Source organism: Pseudomonas sp. ASL4 (assembly GCF_056680395.1).
This window is the reverse complement of sequence record NZ_CM155280.1, coordinates 4,761,227-4,784,434: the sequence shown is the minus strand read 5'-3', so window position 1 is coordinate 4,784,434 and position 23,208 is coordinate 4,761,227. Positions and strand designations below refer to the sequence as shown.

At 57.0% G+C, this 23,208-nt stretch carries 25 protein-coding genes; 17 read left to right on the top strand and 8 right to left on the bottom strand.

Annotated elements, in window-relative coordinates:
• Window positions 1–26: 26 nt before the first annotated feature.
• From AC1MEW_RS21490 to AC1MEW_RS21415, 16 genes are all read left to right on the top strand, one after another.
• Complete coding sequence (locus tag AC1MEW_RS21490) at window positions 27–683, top strand: phage tail protein (RefSeq protein ID WP_480423592.1); 657 nt, start codon at window positions 27–29, stop codon at window positions 681–683.
• Window positions 684–686: 3 nt separating this feature from the next.
• Entirely contained in the window at window positions 687–1,067 is a 381-nt protein-coding gene (locus AC1MEW_RS21485) for a phage tail assembly chaperone (protein WP_480423591.1), read from the top strand.
• A 62-nt stretch (window positions 1,068–1,129) separates the two neighbouring features.
• Window positions 1,130–1,384 (top strand): DUF1799 domain-containing protein, encoded by a 255-nt coding sequence (locus tag AC1MEW_RS21480; protein WP_480423589.1) that lies wholly within the window; start codon window positions 1,130–1,132, stop codon window positions 1,382–1,384.
• Complete coding sequence (locus AC1MEW_RS21475) at window positions 1,381–4,632, top strand: phage tail tape measure protein (protein ID WP_480423588.1); 3,252 nt, start codon at window positions 1,381–1,383, stop codon at window positions 4,630–4,632. Before AC1MEW_RS21480 ends, AC1MEW_RS21475 begins: the two co-directional genes overlap by 4 nt.
• 2 nt (window positions 4,633–4,634) lie before the next feature.
• Window positions 4,635–4,973 carry a phage tail protein gene (locus AC1MEW_RS21470; RefSeq protein ID WP_322269055.1) on the top strand — a complete coding sequence of 113 codons (339 nt, stop codon included), beginning with the start codon at window positions 4,635–4,637 and terminating at the stop codon, window positions 4,971–4,973.
• Window positions 4,974–4,982: 9 nt separating this feature from the next.
• Window positions 4,983–5,732, top strand: a complete 750-nt coding sequence (locus AC1MEW_RS21465; protein ID WP_480423587.1) for a phage minor tail protein L — start codon at window positions 4,983–4,985, stop codon at window positions 5,730–5,732.
• 2 nt (window positions 5,733–5,734) lie between these two features.
• Window positions 5,735–6,490 (top strand): C40 family peptidase, encoded by a 756-nt coding sequence (locus AC1MEW_RS21460; RefSeq protein WP_480423586.1) that lies wholly within the window; start codon window positions 5,735–5,737, stop codon window positions 6,488–6,490.
• Window positions 6,491–6,523: 33 nt separating this feature from the next.
• Entirely contained in the window at window positions 6,524–6,868 is a 345-nt protein-coding gene (locus AC1MEW_RS21455) for a hypothetical protein (protein ID WP_480423584.1), read from the top strand.
• Window positions 6,869–6,921: 53 nt separating this feature from the next.
• A complete protein-coding gene (locus AC1MEW_RS21450; protein WP_480423583.1) occupies window positions 6,922–7,512 on the top strand; it encodes a tail assembly protein in 591 nt (196 codons plus the stop codon).
• Window positions 7,513–7,568: 56 nt separating this feature from the next.
• Window positions 7,569–11,147: a TipJ family phage tail tip protein gene (locus tag AC1MEW_RS21445; RefSeq protein ID WP_480423582.1), complete on the top strand. Its 3,579-nt coding sequence runs from the start codon at window positions 7,569–7,571 to the stop codon at window positions 11,145–11,147.
• A 1-nt stretch (window position 11,148) separates the two neighbouring features.
• Window positions 11,149–11,451: a hypothetical protein gene (locus AC1MEW_RS21440; protein WP_322269050.1), complete on the top strand. Its 303-nt coding sequence runs from the start codon at window positions 11,149–11,151 to the stop codon at window positions 11,449–11,451.
• Window positions 11,452–12,345 carry a hypothetical protein gene (locus AC1MEW_RS21435; RefSeq protein WP_480423581.1) on the top strand — a complete coding sequence of 298 codons (894 nt, stop codon included), beginning with the start codon at window positions 11,452–11,454 and terminating at the stop codon, window positions 12,343–12,345.
• A 58-nt stretch (window positions 12,346–12,403) separates the two neighbouring features.
• The gene (locus AC1MEW_RS21430) at window positions 12,404–13,621 is read left to right on the top strand and encodes a hypothetical protein (RefSeq protein WP_480423580.1); all 1,218 of its coding nucleotides are present in this window, start codon (window positions 12,404–12,406) and stop codon (window positions 13,619–13,621) included.
• Between the two features lie 2 nt (window positions 13,622–13,623).
• On the top strand, window positions 13,624–14,058 hold the full coding sequence (locus tag AC1MEW_RS21425) for a tail fiber assembly protein (protein WP_480423578.1): 435 nt from the start codon (window positions 13,624–13,626) through the stop codon (window positions 14,056–14,058).
• Between the two features lie 58 nt (window positions 14,059–14,116).
• Window positions 14,117–14,542, top strand: coding sequence for a structural protein (locus AC1MEW_RS21420; protein ID WP_480423577.1), 426 nt, complete (start codon window positions 14,117–14,119; stop codon window positions 14,540–14,542).
• 26 nt (window positions 14,543–14,568) lie between these two features.
• Window positions 14,569–15,048: a lysis system i-spanin subunit Rz gene (locus AC1MEW_RS21415; RefSeq protein ID WP_480427308.1), complete on the top strand. Its 480-nt coding sequence runs from the start codon at window positions 14,569–14,571 to the stop codon at window positions 15,046–15,048.
• A gap of 21 nt (window positions 15,049–15,069) precedes the next feature.
• Here AC1MEW_RS21415 and AC1MEW_RS21410 read toward each other — a convergent pair whose 3' ends face one another.
• From AC1MEW_RS21410 to AC1MEW_RS21385, 6 genes are all read right to left on the bottom strand, one after another.
• Complete coding sequence (locus AC1MEW_RS21410) at window positions 15,070–15,483, bottom strand: hypothetical protein (protein WP_480423576.1); 414 nt, start codon at window positions 15,481–15,483, stop codon at window positions 15,070–15,072.
• Window positions 15,480–16,085 carry a lysozyme family protein gene (locus AC1MEW_RS21405; protein ID WP_480423575.1) on the bottom strand — a complete coding sequence of 202 codons (606 nt, stop codon included), beginning with the start codon at window positions 16,083–16,085 and terminating at the stop codon, window positions 15,480–15,482. Before AC1MEW_RS21405 ends, AC1MEW_RS21410 begins: the two co-directional genes overlap by 4 nt.
• Before the next feature lie 3 nt (window positions 16,086–16,088).
• Window positions 16,089–16,586 carry a PAAR domain-containing protein gene (locus AC1MEW_RS21400; RefSeq protein WP_480423573.1) on the bottom strand — a complete coding sequence of 166 codons (498 nt, stop codon included), beginning with the start codon at window positions 16,584–16,586 and terminating at the stop codon, window positions 16,089–16,091.
• A gap of 21 nt (window positions 16,587–16,607) precedes the next feature.
• Window positions 16,608–17,294 (bottom strand): hypothetical protein, encoded by a 687-nt coding sequence (locus AC1MEW_RS21395; RefSeq protein ID WP_480423571.1) that lies wholly within the window; start codon window positions 17,292–17,294, stop codon window positions 16,608–16,610.
• Between the two features lie 233 nt (window positions 17,295–17,527).
• On the bottom strand, window positions 17,528–18,241 hold the full coding sequence (locus tag AC1MEW_RS21390) for an SOS response-associated peptidase family protein (RefSeq protein WP_480423570.1): 714 nt from the start codon (window positions 18,239–18,241) through the stop codon (window positions 17,528–17,530).
• 27 nt (window positions 18,242–18,268) lie between these two features.
• Window positions 18,269–18,643 (bottom strand): hypothetical protein, encoded by a 375-nt coding sequence (locus tag AC1MEW_RS21385; protein WP_480423569.1) that lies wholly within the window; start codon window positions 18,641–18,643, stop codon window positions 18,269–18,271.
• A gap of 479 nt (window positions 18,644–19,122) precedes the next feature.
• On the opposite strand from AC1MEW_RS21385, the gene AC1MEW_RS21380 reads away from it, so the two are divergent.
• Window positions 19,123–20,445 (top strand): tyrosine-type recombinase/integrase, encoded by a 1,323-nt coding sequence (locus tag AC1MEW_RS21380; RefSeq protein WP_480423567.1) that lies wholly within the window; start codon window positions 19,123–19,125, stop codon window positions 20,443–20,445.
• 734 nt (window positions 20,446–21,179) lie between these two features.
• Here AC1MEW_RS21380 and AC1MEW_RS21375 read toward each other — a convergent pair.
• Complete coding sequence (locus AC1MEW_RS21375; protein ID WP_480423566.1) at window positions 21,180–22,640, bottom strand: FAD/NAD(P)-binding protein; 1,461 nt, start codon at window positions 22,638–22,640, stop codon at window positions 21,180–21,182.
• 28 nt (window positions 22,641–22,668) lie between these two features.
• The gene (gene cysC / locus AC1MEW_RS21370) at window positions 22,669–23,208 is read right to left on the bottom strand and encodes an adenylyl-sulfate kinase (protein WP_234452650.1); all 540 of its coding nucleotides are present in this window, start codon (window positions 23,206–23,208) and stop codon (window positions 22,669–22,671) included.

Genomic DNA, 23,208 nt, shown 5'->3' with positions numbered 1-23,208 from the left:
GTCATTTCTGCAACGAGGAAAAACCCATGGGCTACAAGATCCCCAACGGCGGCACCTTCCAGCACGCTGCGACCTATGCCGCTGCGCTGGCATTTACTGCTATCTCCAACGCATCCGAGGCGGTGGCCACAGTCGTTGGCGGCACTCTGGCCGCTGGCGATATCGTCCTGCTCGGCTCAGGCTGGAGCAAGCTAGATAACAAGGTCGTGCGCGTGAAAGTGGCCACGGCCACCGCGATCACGTTGGAAGCGATCGACACCACCGACACTCAGGTTTACCCGGCCGGCAACGGCGCCGGCACCATGCGCAAGGTTCTGACCTGGGTGCAAATCCCACAAGTTTCCGATCTGGCTTTCTCCGGCGGTGAGCAGAACTACCTGGACGTGGCGTTCCTGGAGAACGACCAGGGCAAGCAGATCCCGACCGACAAGTCTGCGGCCAGCATGGTGCTGACCATCGCCGATGACCCGGTCCAGCCATTCAACGCAGTGCTTTTGGCTGCCGACGCCGGCAAGCAGGTGCAGGCTGCGCGCCTCAATCTTCCAGGCAATGACACGCTGTTCTACGGGGCCTACACCTCGTTTTCGAAACAGCCGGCCGTCTCCCGAAATAACCTGCTGACCCGCACCGTCAACTTGGCGTTGCAGTCCGAGCCAACCCGCTACCTGACTGCGGTGGCGTAACCCATGGCCAAGTTCACGCTTATCCAGAATCCCACTTTCAAAGCCGACGTCATGCTCCCGACAGTTGGCGGCGAACCGGTGAATGTGGGGTTTGAGTTCAAGTATCGCGACCGAACTGAGCTGGCAGATTTGTACGCCGACTGGGGCGAGCGGCATAAGGCGCTGGGGCTGAAATCGGAAGAGGTGGGACTGAAGCAGTTCACCACCTTGCTGATCGATCTGCAGGTGGAGCAGCTCAAGGCAATCGTCGCCGGCTGGGATGTGGACGAAGAGTTCACTGACGAGAATCTCCGCATCCTGGTCAGCTCAATCAGCGCGACTCCCAGCGCGGTGCTGGGGGCGTACTCCGATGCATTCAGCAAGGCTCGCCTGGGAAACTCCTAAGCGCCGCGCGCACCCTCTACGAGCAAGGACCTTCGGCTGAAGAGCTGAAGACCTTCGGCTTCATGGTGGGCGACCTGACTGGGCAAGACTGTGAAATCTGGCCGGATAACTGGCAGGCCTTTCTTGTCTTTGAGGCGCTGAGCACTCAGTGGCGTACAGGCGCGTGCGGCGCTACCGGCCTGGATTACACATCAATTCGCGATGTCGCTGGCTTCCTCGGGTTAACCCGGACCCAGTCCACCGACATTTTCCCGGATATCCGCATCATGGAAGCCGAAGCCCTGCAGGTGATGGCGGAACAGAGGGACAGTAAATGAGCACCAACTTCGCGTCCCTGGGCATCGAGGTCAATTCGTCGTCGGCGGTCAAGGCTGCTGACGATTTGGACAAGCTGGTCGATTCGGCTGTTGATGCCGAGAAGGCGATCGATGATCTCGGCAAGACCGGGGCCGAATTGGCCGGCACCGGCAAGAAGATCGTTCAGGCCGAGAAAGAAGTTGCTCAGGAGATCGACAAGGCCACTGAAGCCACCCAGCGTCAGTCCGATGCAAGACGCAAGTCAGGCGCAAGCGCGACCAGCGAAATCGCCATCATCAGCCAGCTCGACAAGGCGATGTCCAGCAACATCTCCAGCATGGAATCTTTGGTTCAGGCGGAAGGGTTGCTTGAGCGCGCCCGCAAGGGCGGCCTGGTCACTATCGAGCAGCAGGAGGCTTATCAGGAGCGGCTCGGTAAGTCCTACGACAAGATCGAAAAAGCCGAGATCAAGGAAGTCGCACAGAAACAGCGCCTGATTGACGCGGAAAACCGTCAGATTGAGGCGCTGAAGCGCACGGTCAATGGCATTGATCCAGTGACCGCGAAGCTGGCCAAGTTGGAGGCGCAGGAAAAGGCCGCTCATGAGGCTTTCCGCGTTGGTGCAATCAATGCCGATCGCTACAACGAGGCCCTGGCCAAGATTGGCAAGGACCGGGCCGGCATGGGGGAGGCAGCCAGTGCGTTCGACAAGCTAAAACTCGGCACCCGCCAGGCGCAGGAAAACGTCGTTCAGCTTGGTAATGCTCTGTCCTCGGGCGACTGGGGTAGCGGGGTGCGTGCGGTGGCTCAGTTGGGCGCTGGTGCTGGTAGTGCTGCAATCGGATTTGCAGCGATTGCCGCTCCGATTGCATTGGCCGCTGGCGCACTTGCCGTTCTCACCAACGCCTATTATCAGGGCAGCAAGGAGGCTCAGGAATACAACAAATCCCTGATCCTGACCGGCAACTACGCCGGCACCAACGCTGGCGAGCTCGCCGAAATGGCGCGGCAGATCAGCGCGACAGTGGGCACCACCGGAGCGGCGGCTGATGTGCTTGCGAACCTGGCAGGAAATGGAAAGATCGCCAGTGCGAGCTTCGTTGAGATTTCAGAAGCCGCTTTGGCGATGGAAAAAGCCACCGGCAAGTCTGTCGATGCCTCGGTAGCGGAGTTCGTCAAGATTGCTGATGATCCGGTTGCTGCTGCGAAGTCGCTGAATGACCAGTATCACTTCCTGACCGCATCAGTTTACGCGCAGATAGTGGCGCTCAAAGAGCAGGGCGATGAGATCGGGGCATCGAAGCTGCTGACCGATAGTTACGCCGATGCGGTGAAGGGGCGCGCAGGCGAGATCGTTCAGAACCTGAGCCTTGTTGAAAAAGCCTGGCTCGCGATTCGAGGTGAAACCGCGAAGACGCTGGACGCTTTGAAAAACGTCGGTCGTGATCAGGATGACCTACTGCGAATCACCGAAATCACCCAGAAGCTGGCCTATCTGCAATCGACCCTGGGCACAGGCTATGAGGATGGTGATGCGAAAAAGCGAATGGAGTCCCTGCAGGATGAGTTAAACCTGCTGCAAGACAAGCAGGTGGCCCAGAAGGAAAATGCGAAGTTTGACAGCGATCAAACTCGCATTCAAAAGGAGGGTCTCGAAGCCGAGCAGAAGCTGAAAGTAATCAGCGACTCGAACCTCACCAATGCCGAAAAACGCAACAAACTGATCAAAGAGTATCAGCGGTCAGTCGACGATCTTCGCAAGGCGAACCCGGATAGCCCGCTCGTCAAGCCTGATTACGTGGCGAAGACGATCCAGAACATTAAGGACAAGAACAAGGATCCCGCTGTAGCAGCGGGCAGTGTCGACCTTACCGGCTTCAACGATGCTAAAAACCAGCTCACAGCCATTCTGGCCGAGTACAGCAATGCGCAGAAGCAACTGGATGCGGCACAGAAAGCCGGGCTGATTTCCCAGTCTGAGTACGCGCTAAAACGTGAAGGCCTGATCGGCAACGAACGGGACGAAGTGACGACAGCCTACGAGGCCGAGATTGCGGCGTTGGAGGCTGTGAAGAACAAGTCCAGCACCACGGCAGCGCAGCGCGTCCAACTGGACCAGAAGATCGCCGACGCACGCACGGCCATGCTCAAGGCGCAGAAAGACGCCGACAGCCAGCAGGAGGTGCTGGCCACCGCCGAGAAAGGACGCCTCGACAAGCAGACGTATGCGGTCAGCCAGTACGTTGCAGCCCTCGGGCAGCAGCAGAAGGCACTGGAACTTGCTGGCCAGCGTGCAGTTAACGGCGTCGGCCAGGGCGACCGGCAAAACGCGCTATCCGGCGAGTTGAACAGCCAGCAGGACCGGTTCGCGCAGCAGTCGCTAGAGCTGGAAAACCAGCGTTCTGACCCCTCCAGAAACATGGACCCGGAAGAGTTCAAGCAGAAGTCGCAAGCCCTCGCAGATGCGAACAAGGCAGCGACTGACCAGATCCGGCAGAACTATGCCGACGTCGAAGCGGCTCAAGGTGACTGGACCAAGGGCGCGACATCGGCGTGGGCCAATTACTTGGATTCGGCGCGGGACATTGCCGGGCAAACGCGGAGTTTGTTCACGAATGCCTTCAGCTCCATGGAGGATTCGATCGTCAACTTCGCCATGACCGGGAAGGCGTCGTTTGCTGACTTCGCTAAATCGATCTTGGCGGACATGGCTCGCATCGCTGCGAGGCAGGCCAGTTCGGCATTGCTGGGCAGTCTGATCGGTGCCGCGACAAGCTACTTCGGTGGTGGCGGTGGCAGTAACGGGTTTGCTTCCGGCTCTGCCGGTGCCGCTTCGTCGGCCGCAGGGGCGTCGCAGTCCGGATATACCAATGTCGACTTCTCTGGCTACAGAGCCGCCGGCGGCCCGGTTGCGCCGAACTCCCTGTACGAAGTCAACGAATTGGGGCCGGAGTTGTACAACGAGGGAGGCAGGTCATTCCTTATGACCGGCGCCAATGGCGGCAGCGTTACGCCGCTGACTTCCGGCGCAGGGCCAGGTGTCGCGGCGCTCGGTGGTAGTGGCGGTGGCAGCGGCGGAGACACGTACAACTTTCCTGTTGCCGTATCCGTGCAAACCGGCGTTGCCGATTCACCCGAAAACAACCAGCAGGCTTCGGCAGACCTTGGCAAAGGCGTGCAGCAAGTTGCGCAATCGGTGGTTGATAGAGCGATCGCCAAGGAGCTTCAGCCGGGCGGCGAAATTTGGAAAAGGATCAACGGGAGATAGCCATGGCAATCGAGCGCTTCACCTGGCCAACACAAAACGGAGATGCGCCCGATATCACCTATCGGGTGCGCACCGCTCAGTTTGGTGATGGCTACAAGCAAGAGTCCGGCGACGGGCCGAACAACAAAGTGGACTCCTATCCGATCTCCTACACCGGGCCAAAAAGCAAGGTGCAGGAGATCATGGCGTTCTTCGACCGGCACGCCGGCGCCAAGGCGTTTCTCTGGACAACCCCGCTCGGTGAGCTGGGCCTGTTCACCTGCAAAAAACCGGTCCCTACCCCCATGGGCGGGGCCGTCTTCAAACTCACGGCCACCTTTGACCGGGCCTTCCAACCATAAGGGGCAACCATGCCGCTGATCAGTGATATCCAGGTTCTTCAGCCTGGCAGCGAAGTGCTGCTCTTTGAGTTGGACGGCTCGGACTATGGCGCAGACGTTCTGCGCTTTCACGGGCACGCCATTCCGCACACGCCTGCCGAACTTATCGCCGCCGGCGCCGATGCGGACCAACTTCCTGCGAAAGCAATCTGGTTCCAGGGAAACGAGTACGGTGCCTGGCCAATGCAGATCGATGGCATTGGGGCCAGCGGTGACGGTACGGCGGTCCGGCCCACGCTTTCGATTGGTAACGTCAACGGGCGAATCACGGCGCTTTGCCTGGCTTTCGACGACTTGCTCGAATTCAAGTTGACCATGCGCCACACGCTGGGCACGTACCTCGATGCGCAGAATTTCCCGGCCGGTAACCCGACGGCTGATCCAACCCAAGAAACGATCGAGGCCTGGTACATCGACCAGAAGACGAGTGAGGACGGGGAGACGGTCAGTTGGGAGTTGGCCAGCCCGGGTGATGTCGGCGGCGAATCAATCGGCCGGCAGGCGACCACGCTGTGCCATTGGGCGTTAACGGGCGGGTACAGAGGTCCAAATTGTCAGTTCATGGGGTCGTACTACGACATGGACGGAAGCCCAACCGACGCCCCTGAAAAAGATCAGTGCAATGGGCTGCTTACAACTGGCTGCGAGTGCCGATTCGGTGCTGGCAATGAACTTAGTTTTGGGGGCTTCCCCGCAGTGAGTTTGATAGCTCGGAGCTGATCATGCGCAAACATATCTTGAGCGCGATCCAGGCTCACGCTGTCGCCGAATACCCGAAAGAGTGCTGCGGACTCCTGCTGGGCATTGGCCGCAAGCAGCAGTACTACCCGTGCCGAAACATCGCCAGCGAGCCCAATGAAGAGTTCCGGATTGACCCCGAGGAATATGCTGCGGCCGAGGATATCGGCGAAGTGATTGGCGTGGTTCACTCGCACCCGGACGCCACCAGCAGGCCGTCTCCGCGTGATCTTGCCATGTGCTGTGCGTCTAGTTTGCCTTGGTGGATACTCAGCTGGCCAGAAGGCGACTTGAGGGAGATCCTTCCTGAGCCAAATACGCCGCTGCTGAACCGCCCATTCGTGCATGGTGCCTGGGACTGCTGGCAAGTCTGCGCGGACTGGTACAAGCGCGAGTGGGGGCTTGAGTTCGAAGCCTTCAAGCGCGTCGATGGCTGGTGGGAGAGCTCGGACAACGCCAGTCTGTACGAGGCGAATTATGAGGCGGCCGGGTTCTACCGGGTCGATCAACCGCAACGCGGTGACATGGTCGTGATGGAAGTAGGGCGGACGGCACACCCGAATCATGCCGGGATCTACCTCGGCGCCGATCCGGCACTGTTAGGCGAGGATGCTTCCACCTTCGGGCCTGGTCCGTTCCTGCTGCACCATCTGTATGGGCGGCCGAGCGAGATTATCGTCTTCGGCGGGCCCTGGCTTCAGCGCACGCGTCTGGTGCTGCGTCATAAGGATGCTCGGTGATATGGTTGGCACCTTTGCACAGGAGTGAACTGCATGAAATTGATCGTAGGGGCGTTGGCTGCCGCGCTGTTGGCGGGCTGTGTTTCGCCAGGTGATCTAGAGAAAAATGATCCAAGCATCAACACTTCTACTTCGAAGGATCCAAAGCGGTATGCCCTGTGCGTATTTCCCAAGTGGCAAAATGCTCGTAGCGATTCGTCAATGTCTGAAACCGAAAATGGGTATCGATTGCTTGTTGCCAACAGCAATATGTCTGACGAACTGCTGAATATCCGTAAAACACCTAGAGGTAGCGCGGTAACGCTTTACCAGCGTATGGCGTGGTCGCCGGGCTATGGTCGAAGCGACATAGAGCAAGCAGTCAAAGACTGTCTCTGAGAACAATGAATCAAACCGCCTACTCAGGCGGTTTTTTTCGGCAGGAGAAAACCATGACAAAGATGACGAGCCCCGGCAAGTTGATGACAACCATTTTGTTATCTGGACCGCTGATCAAGCTGTTTGGTAGAGAGCATTTCCGTGAGTTGGGTAGTAAATCTGTCGGAGAAGCTTTCAAGGCACTGAAGTGCACGCTCGATGGATTTGAGGCTGCGATCAAAGACCTTGAGCGACGCGGCATGCGTTTTGCGATATTCCGCAACCGCAGGAACATCCCCGAGAAAGATTTCGCTCTGGGTGGCGCTCAAGAAATTCGAATCGTCCCGGTTATTTCTGGCAGTAAGCGCGCAGGGCTGCTTCAGACAATCATCGGCGCCGTGCTGATTGCCGCATCATTCATCCCGGGCTTTCAGGGGTTAGCACCTGTAGGTATCGCGATGGTTGCCGGCGGCGTGATGCAAATGCTCAGCCCTCAAGCCTCCGGCCTGAAGCAGAGCGCATCCCCCGAGAACATGCCGTCCTACGCCTTCGGCAGTGCCAAGAACACCACAGCCAGCGGCAACCCGATCCCGATCTGCATCGGTGACCGCAGGTGGGGCGGCATGATTATCTCTGCATCGATCTACGCCGAAGACAAAACGTAACCAGAACGCAGCAAGCAGGCCGCCCATGAGGCGGTTTTTTTCGCCTGGAGGAAAGTATGGGTGCAGCACCGAAGATCGATATCCATGGCGAGAAAGGCGGCAGCAGCATGCCGAAGTCGCCGACCGAAGCCAGCGATAGCCTGCGCTCGACCAACCTGGCCAAGATCCTGATCGCCGTGGGCGAGGGTGAGTTTGACGAGGTGCCGACGGACTACAGCATCTTCCTCGACAACACGCCGATCCGGGACGCGAGCGGTAACTACAACTTCCCGAACGTGAAATGGGACTGGCGGTCAGGCTCCGTGGATCAGACCTACATCCCGGGCATCCCGGCGGTTGAGAGCGAAACTTCGCTCAACGTGGAACTACGCAGCGACAGCCCATGGGTGCGTTCGATCACCAACACCCAGCTTTCCGCTATTCGCATGCGGTTCGCGTGGCCCGCCTTGCAACGCCAGGATGACGAAGGGAATGTGGTCGGCTACCGCATCGACTACGCCATTGATCTGGCCACTGATGGCGGGGCCTATCAGCAGGTATATCCCGGCGCCGTGGACGGAAAGACCACTACGCGTTACGAGCGGTCTGTTCGCGTTGATCTGCCAAGCGCCACCAGTGGCTGGATGATCCGCGTCCGTCGGCTGACGCCGAACCAGAACAGCAACAAGATTGCCGACACCATGCTGATCGCCGGTTACACCGAAGTGATCGATGCCAAGCTGCGCTACCCGAACACCGCGCTGCTCTACATCGAGTTCGACGCTGAGCAGTTCACCAACATTCCGGCTGTGACTGTGCGGTGCCGTGCTCGTAAGTGGCAGGTGCCGAGCAACTACGACCCGATCGCCAGGACCTACACCGGCACTTGGGACGGCACCATGAAACAAGCCTGGACCAACAACCCGGCCTGGATCACCTACGGCATTTGCACGGAGGATCGTTTCGGCCTGGGCAAGCGCATCAAGTCGTTCATGGTCGACAAGTGGGAGCTTTACCGGATCGCTCAATACTGCGACCAACTGGTGCCGAATGGTTTGGGCGGCACTGAACCACGGTTTCTGTGCGACATGAACCTGCAGGGACGGCCCGATGCTTGGTCGCTGTTGCGAGATATCGCAGGAATTTACCGGGGCATGACGTACTGGGCCCAAGGGCAACTGGTGATGCAGGCCGACATGCCGCGCGCGCAGGACTTCGACTATGTATTCACCCGGGCAAACGTGGTCGACGGTAAGTTCTCATATGGCAGCGCCTCAGCCAAGACCCGCTACACCCGGGCCCTGGTCAGTTACGACAACCCGGCGAACAACTACGACACTGACGTCATTCCGTTCGCTGATCTGGCCTTGCAGCGCCGTTTCGGCGATAAACCGACCGAGCTCAGTGCCATTGGCTGCACTCGCGCATCAGAGGCCCAGCGCCGCGGTAAGTGGGCGATCCTGAGCAACAATCAGGACCGAACCGTGTCGTTCAAAACTGGCATGGAGGGCGTGATTCCGCTGCCGGGTCACATCATTCCAGTGGCCGACTCACTGCTGGCGGGTCGCGAGGTCGGCGGACGTATTGCGGAGGTGCTGGGTCGAACCGTGACCTTGGACCGCGACACCCAGGCCAAAACGGGCGATCGGTTGATCATCAACCTGCCCGGCGGGCGGGCCGAGGGCCGCACCGTGCAAAGTGTGAGCGGCCGCATCGTTACCGTGACCACCAACTACAGCGAGCTGCCTCTGCCGCAATTGCAGTGGGCGCTGGATGCCAATGATCTAGCGATCCCGCTTTACCGCGTGCTGAGCACTCGGCGCACAACCGAAGGCGACTTCGAGATCAGCGCGCTGCAGTACGACTCGAGCAAGTTCGCTTTCATCGATACCGGCGCTCGGCTGGAAGAGCGTCCGATCAGCGTGATCCCGATCACCGTCGTTCCGGCGCCGGCCAGCGTTACCCTCACGTCGAATTCGGTTGTGTCGCAGGGCATTGCTGTCGCGACCATGACCATCGCCTGGCCAGCAGTGAATGGCGCCGTCGGCTATGACGTGGAGTGGCGCAAGGACAGCGGCAACTGGATCAAGGTGCAGCGCGTCGGCACGACCAGTGTGGACGTGGTCGGCATCTACGCTGGCGCATACCTGGCCCGCGTCCGCGCGGTGAGCGCCTTCGACATCTCGTCGATTTGGCGCGCCTCGATCCTGACCAATCTTAAGGGCAAGGAAGGGCTGCCACCGGCGGTGTCATACCTGACGGCCACGCCGCTTTTGTTCGGCATCTATCTGAAGTGGGGTTTTCCGGCTGGCGCCGAAGACACCCAGCGCACGGAAATCTGGTACGGCCCGACGACCGGCCTGGAGGCGGCCACCAAGTTGACCGACCTGTCTTACCCGCAAAGCGATTTCTCGATGCTGGGGCTGCGCGCTGGCGTGACGTTCTACTTCTGGGCGCGCCTGGTGGACCGGATCGGCAACATCGGTCCGTGGTACCCGATCGGCCTGGGCGTGCAGGGGCAGTCGAGCGCTGACGCAGCGGCAATTCTGGAGATGATCGCCGGCCAGATTGGCGAAACTGAGCTGGGCCAGGACTTGCTGGACGAGATCAATAAAATCCCGGGCCTACAGGCGCAGATCGATGCGCTCGACGGCCTCAAAGGCTACGACCAGGACGCCACTTATGTGGAGTACGACCTTGTCGTGGTCGGCAAGCGGATCTACCAAGCTACTGGCGCGGTGCCAATCAACACACCACCGCCGAACGCCGCGTACTGGCTGGATGTTGGGCAGACCGTTCAGACGGCAAACGGGCTGGCGCAGCAGGTCGCTACCAACACTGCGGACATCACCGAAATAGACGGTGTAGTCACCGCGCAGGTAACTGCGTTTCAGGCCTTGCGCGCATCGTATCGCGATGATGGCGGTCAAGGGGAACTCGACGATGCACTGCAAGGCTGGAACAGCACGGCCAGCATTGCCGTCGAATCAAAAGTTAGAGCGTCGGAAACCGCTGCGGCAGCTCGCGAGCTGAAGACCTACGATGCCAAAATTACGTCCAATACCGACAACATCACAAAAATCTCCGCCAATGTTACTGACCTGACAGAGGTGGTGGCCACTAACAACACGGCAACTGCAACTAGGGTTGAGCAGTTAAATGTCGCGGTCGGCAGCAACTCGGCCGCAATACAGCAGACATCTACGGCCTTCGCAGATTTGAATGGCAACCTGAAAACGATGTGGTCTGTGAAGATGTCGGTGACAGCGAACGGGCAGTACGTCGCGGCCGGCATAGGCCTCGGCATCGAGAACGTGAATGGCGTGTTCCAAAGCCAGTTCCTGGTCAGCGCCGATCGGTTCGCCATCGTCAACACCATTGCCGGCGGCGCCATCTCAGTGCCGTTTGCGGTGCAGGGCGGCCAGGTGTTCATGAACTCGGCGTTTATCGCTGACGGCACTATCACCAACGCCAAGATTGGCGATTACATCTGCTCTACGAACTATGTGATGGGTCAGACCGGCTGGGCAATTTTCAAAAATGGGGGGTTTGAGATGAACGGACAGGGCGCCGGATCGGCAAGGATCGCCATCAATAACAGCAGCGTGAAGCTTTACCACCCCAATGGCGTCCTGGCCATCAACATGAGCGTCTGACATGACCGGACTGACCACGTACGACTCTGCTGGGCGCCTGCTGGTCGACATGACCATGAACATCAGCCAGATGCAGGGCTTTGTCGATACGGGCGGGGCCAATGGCTCGGCCGCTATCCCTGGGCCTCCTGCGGGGAAGACGCAGTACTACATTGTTGTCCCGCTAGTGGATTTGCAGCTTGAGAAAGGCAAGAAGCCGGGCGTCACGCTTATGCCAGGCTCTTTGTCATGGGTTTACTCATACGCAACGAACGGCTGGGGATACTTTTCGGCCAACTGCCGAATATTTTACGGGTATTACTAATTGGAAACTTTCCAGGCATTTAAAGATAATGGCCAAATTCTCTTTGACACCAACCTGATTTGTTACGGGCTGGTAAAGAGCGGGTATATGGCCTTACAGTCTTATTGGACGCGAAAACAATTGAGATCAGCCCAGCTTGACCCTAACGATGGTGCGAACTGGACCGTGTCAACCGCCAGCGCATCACCTTCTTTCGGTGACGGGCTGTGGGGCTTCACGGTATCTAACGCCATATCGCCCATTGTTTTTATTACCGGAACAGGAATTTTTAACGGGACCTCCGTATCAGGTAGCAGCATTACTTTTCATTATTCGAGCGCATCTACAAGTACAAAGTTCTACTGTTTCGATCTGATGGCCGACAATATGTCCGGGACCACGTTTCTAAAGACGTACGACACCAATGGTCGAATCACTTTCAACTCTTTGCAGCCGCCACTAAATATTATTGCGGCAATACAAGCGGCCGGACCTGGGGCGACCGATAAATATGGTAGATACTTAACCTGCTACTCAGGGGGGGCGAATCGAGTTCGCCAAATTTATCAGGTCGTAGGGGGAATTGTTTACACAGGTCAGGTCGATTCGTTTGTTGATATTCCTATCAATTCAGGTGTTGAGTATGCAGCGTTTTTGCCATGGTCGCGCGGCGTGATGTATTGGGACTTTCTATCTCGAAGCGAGTTCTACTCATTCTTAAATTACTCTGGCTTGGAGGGTGCCTACGGGCGTAGTGGTGGGATCTCCTTTATGTTCGGAGCCTCGCCTGCAACTACACAGGCCCATCCATTCAATCAAGGGTACTCACTTCCCATCTCGTTCTCTAATCTCCCCGTACTGCTGCCTACAGCACTGGTGATAACAACCGAAAACCTACCTTTCCCTTTCAATTAACCCGCCTTTACCAATCCATCCCATCACGGGTTTCTTATTCAGATCCAAGGACCACCCTATGCCCTGGTACAAAGCCGGGACGGTTTCCGTCGTCCAAAATTCGAATGCCGTGATCGGCACCAACACCGCATTTATTGCCAATAGCCGTGTTGGCGATGCGTTTCGCGGTCCCGACGGCGGCTGGTACGAGGTAACCAATATCGCCAGCGATACTGCGCTGTCGATTGCACCGCCGTACCAGGGCGCTACCAATTCCGCGGGAGCGTATGCGCTGGCGCCGATGCAGGGCTACGTCAAAGACTCAGCGGACGCCCTGCGCTCAATCGTCAATCAGTATGGTGCTAAGTTGGCCGCGCTTGGCACGACCGGCAACTACGAAATCCTGCCGATCACCAAAGGCGGAACGGGCGGGGCTACCTCGGGTGATGCGCTGACTGGGCTGGGCTTCTCTGATTTCATGAAGACTCTGGTAGATGATCTTAGTGCTCTTGCCGCGCGCACGACTCTGGTCGCCGCGAAAAGCGGTCAAAACTCTGATATCACTGAAATTACAGGCCTTACTAAACCGCTTACTAACGCTCAAGGTGGAGTGTCGGTCACCTTTATTGATGGTCTTATTATCTCGTGGAATAGCGCTACATCCATTTCAGTATCGGCGGGAAGTGCTTATATCCTGAGTACTGGTAAAGTACTGCCAGTATCCGCAACCCTAACTTTAAGTGGTATGAGTCTCGCCGCAAGTACGTGGTACCACATTTATCTATACGATAACTCAGGTGTGGCCGCTATCGAGGCCGTAACTACTGCGCCTACATTGGTTTATTTTGGTAAGGCTAGAGCAAAGATCGGAGATAATTCCCGTAGATACCTCGGTTCGATGGTTACCAACTCATCGGGTCAGCTGTACAAGGTGATTCACCTTCAGAACAACACAGTCTTTTATCTGGAGTCATTGAACTTGGCGCCGTTTCTGGTTGTAGCCGGCTCAGCAACTTCGTTCACCTCCGTCGATTGCGGTGCGGTCGTGCCAGTGACGGCCAGAGAGGCGAAGACCAGCTACCTATTAACGACCAACGTCGGCAACGCGTTCATTGCAAACTCGGAGGTGAACTTTACGCCCAACGCGAACAACTATCTTTTGGCTATTCCGATCGGAGCTGCAGGGTCTGCGGACTTTGTAATGGATGCGAGTCAACGATTTACATACGCTCTTGATGCAACGCCTGGTAGCGGCCTGTTCCGGGTTCGGGTTTCTGGATATCGGTTTGAGAGGTAAAAATGCCATACGCAATTACTAATTCAGGCTGGAGAGCAGTTGGTGCCGGATTTACCGAGGCGCAACTTGCGCCTGGCGAAAGTCTGGTTGCCGAAATCCCACAGTCGTTGGTCGACGCGATCGCCGAACAGGAAGTTTCGTGGGCGGCCACCGCCGACCTCAATGCACGTACGCGCTTGGCAACAGCCCAGGTGTCGGCGCTGCAAGGTCGAGTAGATGCAATCAATGACGCCATTGAGGGTGAGTACGCGCTGCCGGAAGAAGTGGAAGAAAAGTCCGGCCGGCTGACGGAGTTGGCAGCCTGGAAGAAGTACCGGGTCTTTCTCGGTCGCGTCACCGGTCAGCCGATCTGGCCGACTGCGCCAACCTGGCCAGAACAGCCTGAGCCCTACACCAGCGAGACGTCTTCCAGCCGGTCGACCACTCCGGTCCTTTAAAAGCCATCTGACTACCGGCCCGCCATCGAGCGGGTATTTTTTTGCCTGGAGAAAAGTGATGACTGCAATCGAGACTCGTGGGGTGCGCAACCGCAACCCCGGAAACATAGACTACAACCCAGCCAACCAGTGGCAGGGCCAGCTCAATCCAGACCCCGCTATCGAGAAACGCTTTGCCAGATTCGACGTTCCCGAGAACGGCATTCGAGCCTTGGGCAAGTTGTTGCTGACGTACCAGCGCAAGCACGGACTGAAGACGGTGAAGGCCATTATCAGTCGCTGGGCACCATCGGTAGAAAACGACACTGCCGCTTACGTGCGCGCCGTCGAAGCGAACACCGGTACCAAACCTGGCGCTGAGATTGATCTGGCCGTGCCGGCGGTGATGCAGGGCTTTGTCAAAGCGATCATCCATCACGAGAACGCCGGGTTTGCTTATCCGGACGCTGTGCTGGTGGAAGGCGTGCGTAGGGCGTTGCAGTGAACGTCGTGGCGTGGCGTCTGATCGGCATGCTCGTTTTGGTAGGGTGTTCCGTTTTTTCCACATGGAAAGTGGACGCTTGGCGTTACGGCCAGCAACTGGCGGAGCAGGCGAAACTCCACGACGAGACGCTGAATGAGTTGACCTTAGCCGCCGCGACCCAGCAACGGAACGAACAGGACAAACGGCTCGCACTCGAGCAGCGCCTGTCGGCCAGCGACCAAACCCACCACAAGGAACTGACCGATGCTCAAACCAATCAGGCTCGCCTGCGCGATCGCCTTGCCACTTCTGATCTGCGGTTGTCAGTCCTCCTCGACGCGAGTTCAGCCGATGGCTGTTCAGTGCCAGCCGGTACCGGCACCGGCGGCGTGGTTCATGGAGGAGCGCGCGCCCGACTTGACCCAGCGCATGCTCAACGAATTATCGGAATCACCGACATCGGCGACCGGGGATTGATCGCGTTGCAGGCGTGCCAAGCGTACGTGCAGGAAATCCAAAAAGAATAAAATTCAGCTTAAAGTCCGCTGCTATCCCGCGCCGTTCTTACCAGTCTCCGTGGGCGCATCAGGGCACTCATCTGCCCATCGCGTAACCGTCATGTCATTGAGTTGCTCGCCAATGGTGTCGACGCGCAGGCAAGTGCCTTTCTTTGAGTAGAATAGGATGCAACGCGAACTATCAAAAGAGCAGACATCGACCTCGAAAAACTTGTGCGCAACCAGCTCTCGCTCCACGCCACTGTATTCGTAGCCATCGGCGGTATGCATACGCGTCGGCTTCCAACCGTGTTTGACTAGTTTAGCCTTGGCCGCGACCAAAGGCTCCCCGACGGCAATGCCGGCCGGCCCGCGTTTGTCACCTGCCTCATGTGAACCATCGGCAAACGCTGAGCTAGTACCGATGCAATAAAGTGCGACGAGCGTGAGGATCGGAGCCTTCATTTGACAGTGCCTCCAGCCGATTTGTAGTTGGCCAGAAACTCTGGATACTCGGTATACGGTTGTGGCGGATAATGATTCTTTTTGCCAGGCCCCTCGGGAAGTGACGCCCATCTTGTTGCCGCCTTCGGCATTGCTCCCGGAATGTCGCCGGCAATGATCTTGTCGATCGCACCAATGGTGCGCAATATGTCGACTGCGATAAGGTCTTGCGTATGAGGGGAAAAGTCGGTTAGCGCCATCTTTTCGGTATATTCACGCCAAGTGGCAATATTAATTTGGTACCTACCCGATGCTGTAATTTTTCCACCATGACCTGCCCCCGGATGTGTGGACTCATCTGTAAACGTCCATTTTCCAGTCTGGAAACCTGGTGCCCAGCCGTAACCGTATTTCGCGTGGTAGTCACCGGCTTCGGCTTTAGAGATGGCATACAAAAAAGCCTTCACGTTCTTATCCTTCAAATACTTCTCGTTCTCGGCCCGCCTCACCTGCTTCTTGGCGTCCAGCTCTACAGTTTTTGGGGTGGAGTCTTTGACGGGCGTCACCGGTCTTTCGGCCACGAGAGACATTTTCTTTCCGTTCTTGCTAACCACTTCGCCCATAAATTAATCCTCCAGAAACAATTTGATTGTTTCAGGTAGGTGCGAACTCACTACATGCGTATATCCCATCGGATCACTTACACCGTGTTCCATGCTGCCGTCTGCACGCTGGATGGCATAATCAAGATTTGGTAGAGGCTCGCCAGAGTCTTTATCGATCAGTATGAACTTGTCGCTGAAGTGCACTGGCATCGGCAGCAGGCCGCTGAAGGGGGCTTGTACGAAGGTGTCGCCAATAATGACCGTGCCGGATCCGCCCACAACCACGTTGCCGTGGCCCCCAGTACTGTCTTGAGTTGCGGCATTCAGCCCATTGATGAAAACAGTAGCGCTGACGCCGCCCGTAATCGGGCTACCACATGCTGATTTATCAGTCATTCGAGCGGCAGCAAGGCCGTCGAAGTTCACGCTAGGAGAGCCGCTGACGATCGGATTCGTGCCATGCCCTGGAAGCGGGCAACTGGTGGGGTCTGTGACTCGGGCAGCTGGTTTTCCGCTCATGGGAAGTTCCTTTTCAAGGTTTCAAATGGGGTAAAAGTGGTCGATTGGCAAGTCGGAAAAGAGCCAGCATTCATCCATAGGGTTGAACAGCGCTCGGTGGCTTTCGCCTATGGGGCGGGAGGCCAACAACGTCTGCCAGGCGATTTCGATGCAGTCGTCCATGGCCTGAATGGAATAGCCATCAAGCTGGTTGAGCCAGGCGTTGTAATTGGGCATGCCGACGCTGCGGTAGGCTATAAGCAATATCTCAGAGAGTTCTTCGCCCCAGTGGATAAAGCGCCCCGGACTCCAGGGGCCTGTCTGGGTATAGATGAACCAGCCTAAGCTTTGCAAGTCACCATCTTCAAGTCGTAACGTGTCGCGTCCTGAGGAAAAGCCACAGGTGATGTGGACTGTCAGCCAACCTTGGTGTTGCTGGATAAATTCAGTGGGGTCAAATTGTGCCAGCGGTACGACATGATAGCCCGTGCCAGACATCGACCTGGCGACCAACTCAGCGTCCAGCCTTGAAACGAAGGCACGAATCGCTTTGCCTTCGCCGCACGCCGCGCAAAGAATCTCAACCGGCGTGCTCACAAGCGTGTCGCTGAATCCGACGATGCGAACCAGTCCATAAAGGTGTAACGAGGATTTCAGGCCGCTGGGATGATGCTCGGTATCGAGCGTGCAGGCGCAAGGGGAGGGTCCATCCATAGTTGAAGAACGCATAAAATTTTACTGTCCTTGTAAATTTTCGTGTCAAAGAATGCGCCAGGCATAAATCGCGCTCAAGAATATTTACAATGTTTATGTTGACGGCTAGTCCATGCATTGCAAAATGCGTGGGGCGACCGCTTTGGCGTTGGAGCCTGGCGCAGAGCATCTGGCGTGGTTGAGCTATTCGCGACGCAGGTTTATCCGCCGGGAATTGGTTGTAGCGGCGGGGGCGTACCGCTGAGCAGTCATCCATTCCCCTTGTGATCTCCGCCGGAAATCTCGCTGTCTGGCTGGATCAGTTCCGGTCCCTGGTTGCGGACATTGCCCACAGCTCGATCCACCTTGAACCACTCGAACGATTCCGTTGGCTCGCCCTGGAGCAGCACTATCTGCTCGGCGCGCTCTTTCGGCGTGGACGAGTCAAGCCATTCGCGAGCCAGTTCAGGCGATAGCGTCACCGGCCGCCGGTCATGGATGTCGACCATGCCGCCGGCACTGTCGGCGGTGATGATTACGAAGCCGTCGTGTTCTCCTGGGTCATGCTCAGCGTTCGAGTACTGGCCAATCGCTGCGCACAGAATCGGCGCCCGGTCCTTCCGGCGAATCAGGTAGGGCTGTTTCTTCGGGCCGCCTTCATCGACCCACTCAAACCAGTTATCGATCGCAATGATTGCTCGGTGCGGCCAGATCGCGCGGAAGAAGGGGCCGTGGGCGACTTTCTCCACCCGGACATTGATCGGTGCTGCCCGGTCTTTTGCCCAGTGTGGTCGCCATCCCCAGCGCACCATGTCGGCGTGCAGGTACTGGCCTTCTTGATGGAAGATAGCAAGCTGAGTTGTCGGCGCGGCGTTGTAGCGCTCGAAGGGCTTGTCACCGACGGTGCTGATCAAGGCGTTGGGCATGCTGAGCGCCGCAACGAAGTCATGGATGCCGCTGTATTGCGAAAGTCGTCCGCACATACACAATCCTCCAGCTGAAATAGGAGTTTAGCTGCGAGGCAATCTTGCGCGGGGATCGTCACCAGTGAGCTTTGTGATCTGATCGTAAAGGTGACTGACCAACTTCCCGTTAGCCATCATCTCCCAGTTGTGTTTTGTCTCGCTATCGACGGCCCTCCGGTTCGCACTCGACAGCTCTGTTTTGATCTTGCTCAGCTCGGCGCGTAAAGAGTCGCGCTCGGCGGAGGCTTCCCCATGCATCTTGACCAGGCCGAAGATGTCCTCCCGAGCTTTGCGCAATTGAAGGGTCAGCTCCTGGACTTCGTTTTCCAGCATGCGGTTGTAATGGGTGGCGGTTTCCAGTTCTGTCGGGCATCCAAGCCAGTCGCTGGTGTCTTCGATGTCGAGAGGGTCCACGGTCATGCCTTATTGATACTGTTCGGATATACAGTAATTGAGGCGCGAGGGTTGGGCGAGGGTGAGGCGACGAGCTGTAGGGTTTTGGATTGGTTATAGTCGGCAGAACACCGGGGGAGAGTGCAGCAGCGGGCGGAAAAACCGCACCGCAAAATTTTAAAGACGCTTGAGGATAAAGGCTTTCAGGGGCGTCATTTACAGCTCATTGCGTTGCACAACAAGACTTATCGTATTGATTTTAAAGGAAATATATCCGGACTTAAAATCCCCCGCTCGTAAGGGCGTGCCGGTTCGATTCCGGCTTCGGGCACCATCTTGCATTCCACAGAGCGCTTTTGAGTTCTCTGGAAGCCTTGAAAAACCTGCCTTCTGGCGGGTTTTTTCATTTTAGCATTCCGTCGGAATCTTGCCCATTCTTCTGGAATCCAGTCATTTAGAGGGTAAAGTTAGGGGTAGTCTTTGGTTCGATTAAGGATAGTACCCTTATGTCGCGCACAACTGCTCCGCTTACCGACGCTGCTTGCCGTTTAGCCAAGCCAACAGACCGTCCCTACAAGCTTTTCGACGGCGACGGTCTCTATCTCCTAATCCAACCCAATGGCCGTAAAGGCTGGCGTCTCAGGTACGTAAAGCCTGACGGCCGGGAGGGGTTGACCTCCCTCGGCAGCTATCCTGTGATTGGCCTTGCCGATGCGCGCCAGAAGCGTTTAGATGCGAAGCGGATGCTCGCAGACGGCATTGATCCCGTTGAGAACAAGCGTAAAGCCAAAACGGAAAATGCTGTCAACGGCCGTACCTTTGAAAGCGTTGCGTTGGACTGGCACAAGAACATGTCGTCCAGATGGACACCCGACCATTCCAAGAATGTGTTGAACCGTCTGAATAACTATGTTTACCCGTTTATCGGTGCTCGCGCGATTGCTGATCTCGATACTTATGATCTGATGCAACCTTTGGAGGCGATCAGAAAACGAGGAACGATTGACGTCGCCTTAAGGGTACAAAGATACCTGCAAAGTATTATGCGTGAGGCAAAACGCCTTCGTCTTATTCCGATAAACCCTGCGTACGATCTTCAGGGCTTGATCAAAGCGCCGCGAGTCTCCCATCGGCCTGCATTGCCCCTGTCACGCCTGCCTGAATTGCTGGCACGAATCCATGCCTACAAGGGCCGAGAGCTGACCCGGCTAACGCTCATGCTGTCGCTGCACGTGTTTGTTCGCTCGAGTGAATTACGTTTCGCTCGCTGGTGTGAGTTCGACCTCAAGCGTGGCGTATGGGAGATCCCGGATACTCGGCCGGAGCTGGAGGACGTACGCCATTCAACGCGGGGGACGAAAATGGCGGGCGATGTTCATCTTGTGCCTCTATCTCCGCAAGTTGTGGCCGTGCTTGAACAGATCCGCACCCTCACTGGCACATTCGATCTGGTATTTGCCGGTGATGCTAGGGCCTGGAAGCCGATGTCAGAAAACACCGTGAACAAAGCGTTGCGCACCATGGGGTACGACACGAAGACAGAGATTTGTGGTCACGGATTCCGCTCAATGGCCTGTAGCGCACTGGTCGAGTCAGGTCTGTGGTCTGAAACGGCCATCGAAAGGCAAATGAGTCATAGAGAGCGCAACAGCGTTAGAGCCGCCTACATTCACAAGGCAGAGTTTATTGAAGAGCGTCGGTTGATCATGAACTGGTGGAGCCAGTACCTTACGGCGAATCTTCGGGAGCATGTCACCCCTCATGAGTTTGCGAATCAGGTCGGCGAGAATGTCACTCGATTAAAAGTAAAACGTGGCGCAATGAAGTAAGCGTAGGGGTAGTGGTTCGTTAGGGTGTCGACTAAAAGATCGTTCGCCAATTGATGTCCTCACTCCGGATAATTTCGACGTGACCACGCAGATCGTGTGCAGTGTCCTGGGCTCAAACTGAGGTGTTAACTTCGAACGGTGACGATGGATGTTACCGCTACACTTGAGCGCTTCTGATGGGCGTTCGTTGTTTTTCGAGTTGCCGCTGGAGGGCTGGAATTCACGCGCCATCTGAGGTATCGGAAGATACTCGCAATATGACGGTCAACATCTGATTTCTACGGGCTAATGATCGCGATACGCTGCCCTTGAGTCGGATTTTTTATTGCGCAGGAGAACACCATTTGGCAAGACATCTCAGCTTCGAAGCAAAAATGAAGCGCGTGGGTTGAATGCGCCAGCATCCAGCCCTGCCGCCGGTACTGCCGATTGTCTCTGTAAGTCCAGCGATGGCTCTTGCTCCGCGCACAAAGCGCTGCGAGTCTAGAGTCTGTTATTTACAGTCAAACTCTTGCTTTCCAAAGAACATTTTGACTTGGCTCTAGAGCAATGCTTTCAAGCAGCAAAATTTCAGATATGCCCCCAGTTTTGCCCCAATTCGTGTGGCGTATATGAGCGTTCACGAATGACGCGCTGACGATATCGAGGCCGCACGGGGTGGTCTTCAATGTACTTTCGCGCGGGGATGGCCGGTAGCCGGACTGCCTCTATGGCAGTTGCCGACAGAGCTACGTTCACCCTCCAGCATGCGGAGTGCTTTTTAGGTCAGTGGCAACGCCGGGTCCACCTTGAGGCGTCACGCGCAACCGGGAATCTTGCCCACTGCTAACCGGTAAATCTGTCAGCAGGGTGGCCATGCGCGTGGCTAATTTGAACGAAAAGCGCCGAAGCTCAGGGACGGCGGTGGCTTCCCAATACTGCGCCTTGAGCATGGGCCCCACATAGCTAAGCCAAGGTATCAGTTGATGATGCTGATCCAACACGCGCAATTGCTCGTCCACAAGTATCCCGAAGCCACACGGGGCGGCGCTAAGAAGCCCTTGCTGCAGCAAGTTGTTGACCAAGGGGGTATCGACTCGCCGGATGTCAAGGTTGGGGCCGGTGCAATTGATGATGCTGCTGACCTTGAGCGATTCAGTTGCCTGACCGCTGCGCCGTTTAAAGTCCACAATCAAGCTTTTGCCCAGCAGCGCCACATTGCTCAACCTGCCGGCATGAACGGCCAGTTGTCCACTTTCCAGAAGACGTTGAAAATGTTCGAAAGTGGCGGGTGCCAAACGATGACGGTGGACGTCCCACCAAGGTTGGACATGTCGTAGAAATTGTCGCTGCTGCGGGGTATCCATCGCGCACCAGAGTTTTTGTACCCACGGACGCAAGCTGTCGACCACGGCTCGCCAATCGCCTCCTCGGCGCTGGTGTTCCTTGACCCGCTTGCGCAGTGTCGCCATCAGCTGTCGAGGTGAGCCTCGTCCCAGGTGCACAGGGGCGCTAAGGGGGGCAATGGCCTCCGGTGAGTGGCCCAGGGGCAAGAGCCCGCGCCGAGAGAGTAAATGGATTGGGCCGCTATGGCCTTTTTGAACCAGCTGCAGCGCCATGTCGACCGCTGTCAAGCCGGAGCCGATCAACAGCACCGCGGTGTCTGGATCGGACGCCAGACATAGGGGAGGACTCCAGGGATCATGCGCGTAGGTCTGCGGACGTAGGGTCTTGTTCAAGTTGCAGCAGTCGGCGGGAGGGAAGTTGCCAAAGGCGAGGACCACATGATCCGCCTCGAGGGTACACCCATCCGACAGCTTGAGCCGGGCGCCGTCGCCGCAGGGTTGCACCTGTATGACCTCCGCGACAATCCGTGACAACTGCACGCCAGGATTTAATCGTTCAGCGCGGTCGAGGACATCGTTCAAGTAGTTGCCATACAGGCTGCGACTGACGTACGAGGTAGACTCGACGTTGAGATGCCGGCTTTTGCAGAACCTCAAAAAGTCTTCGGGATCATCATCCAGCGCACTCATTTTTCCAACGTTGGCGTTCAATAGGTGGAGGGGGCTGTTGGTGCCGTAGGCCAGCCCTCGCGCCATGGCCCGCGTACGATTGACCAATATTATGCGCAGTTTGGTACCTGCGCTGCGCAGAATCTGTGCCGCAGTGGCCACACCGCTGAAGCCAGCACCGACGATAACCAGCGTCTTCATAATGGTTGCCCCGTGATGAACGTAACGGTCAATTCCAGAACCGACGGTTGTGCAGGAATGCTTCGATGGTGTGCGCGGCCTGCTCGACAGAGGTCGTTGCGCTATCGATCAAGATGTCGGGGGATAGAGGCCGTTCATAGGGGGAGTCGATACCGGTGAAATTCTTGATCAGGCCCTTACGCGCCTTGGCATACAACCCTTTGGGGTCGCGTCGCTCCAGGACTGCCAGCGGCGCATCAATGAATATTTCGATGAAATCGTCGGGGGCGAAGAGCGCTCTGGCCATGCGACGCTCTTGTTCGAACGGTGAGATCAGGCACACCAAGGTGATCACGCCCCCATCCACCATCAGTCTGCCCACCTCAGCGGTGCGCCTGATGTTTTCCTTGCGATCTTCATCGGCAAAGCCCAGGTCGGCGGTCAGGCCCTGACGAAGCCGGTCACCGTCTAACAGGCACGTATGCAGTTGACGCTCGTGCAGGTTGGCCTGGACCCGGTTTGCGATGCACGACTTGCCTGCGCCGGACATGCCGGTGAACCACAACAGGAGCGAACGGTGGCCCTTCAA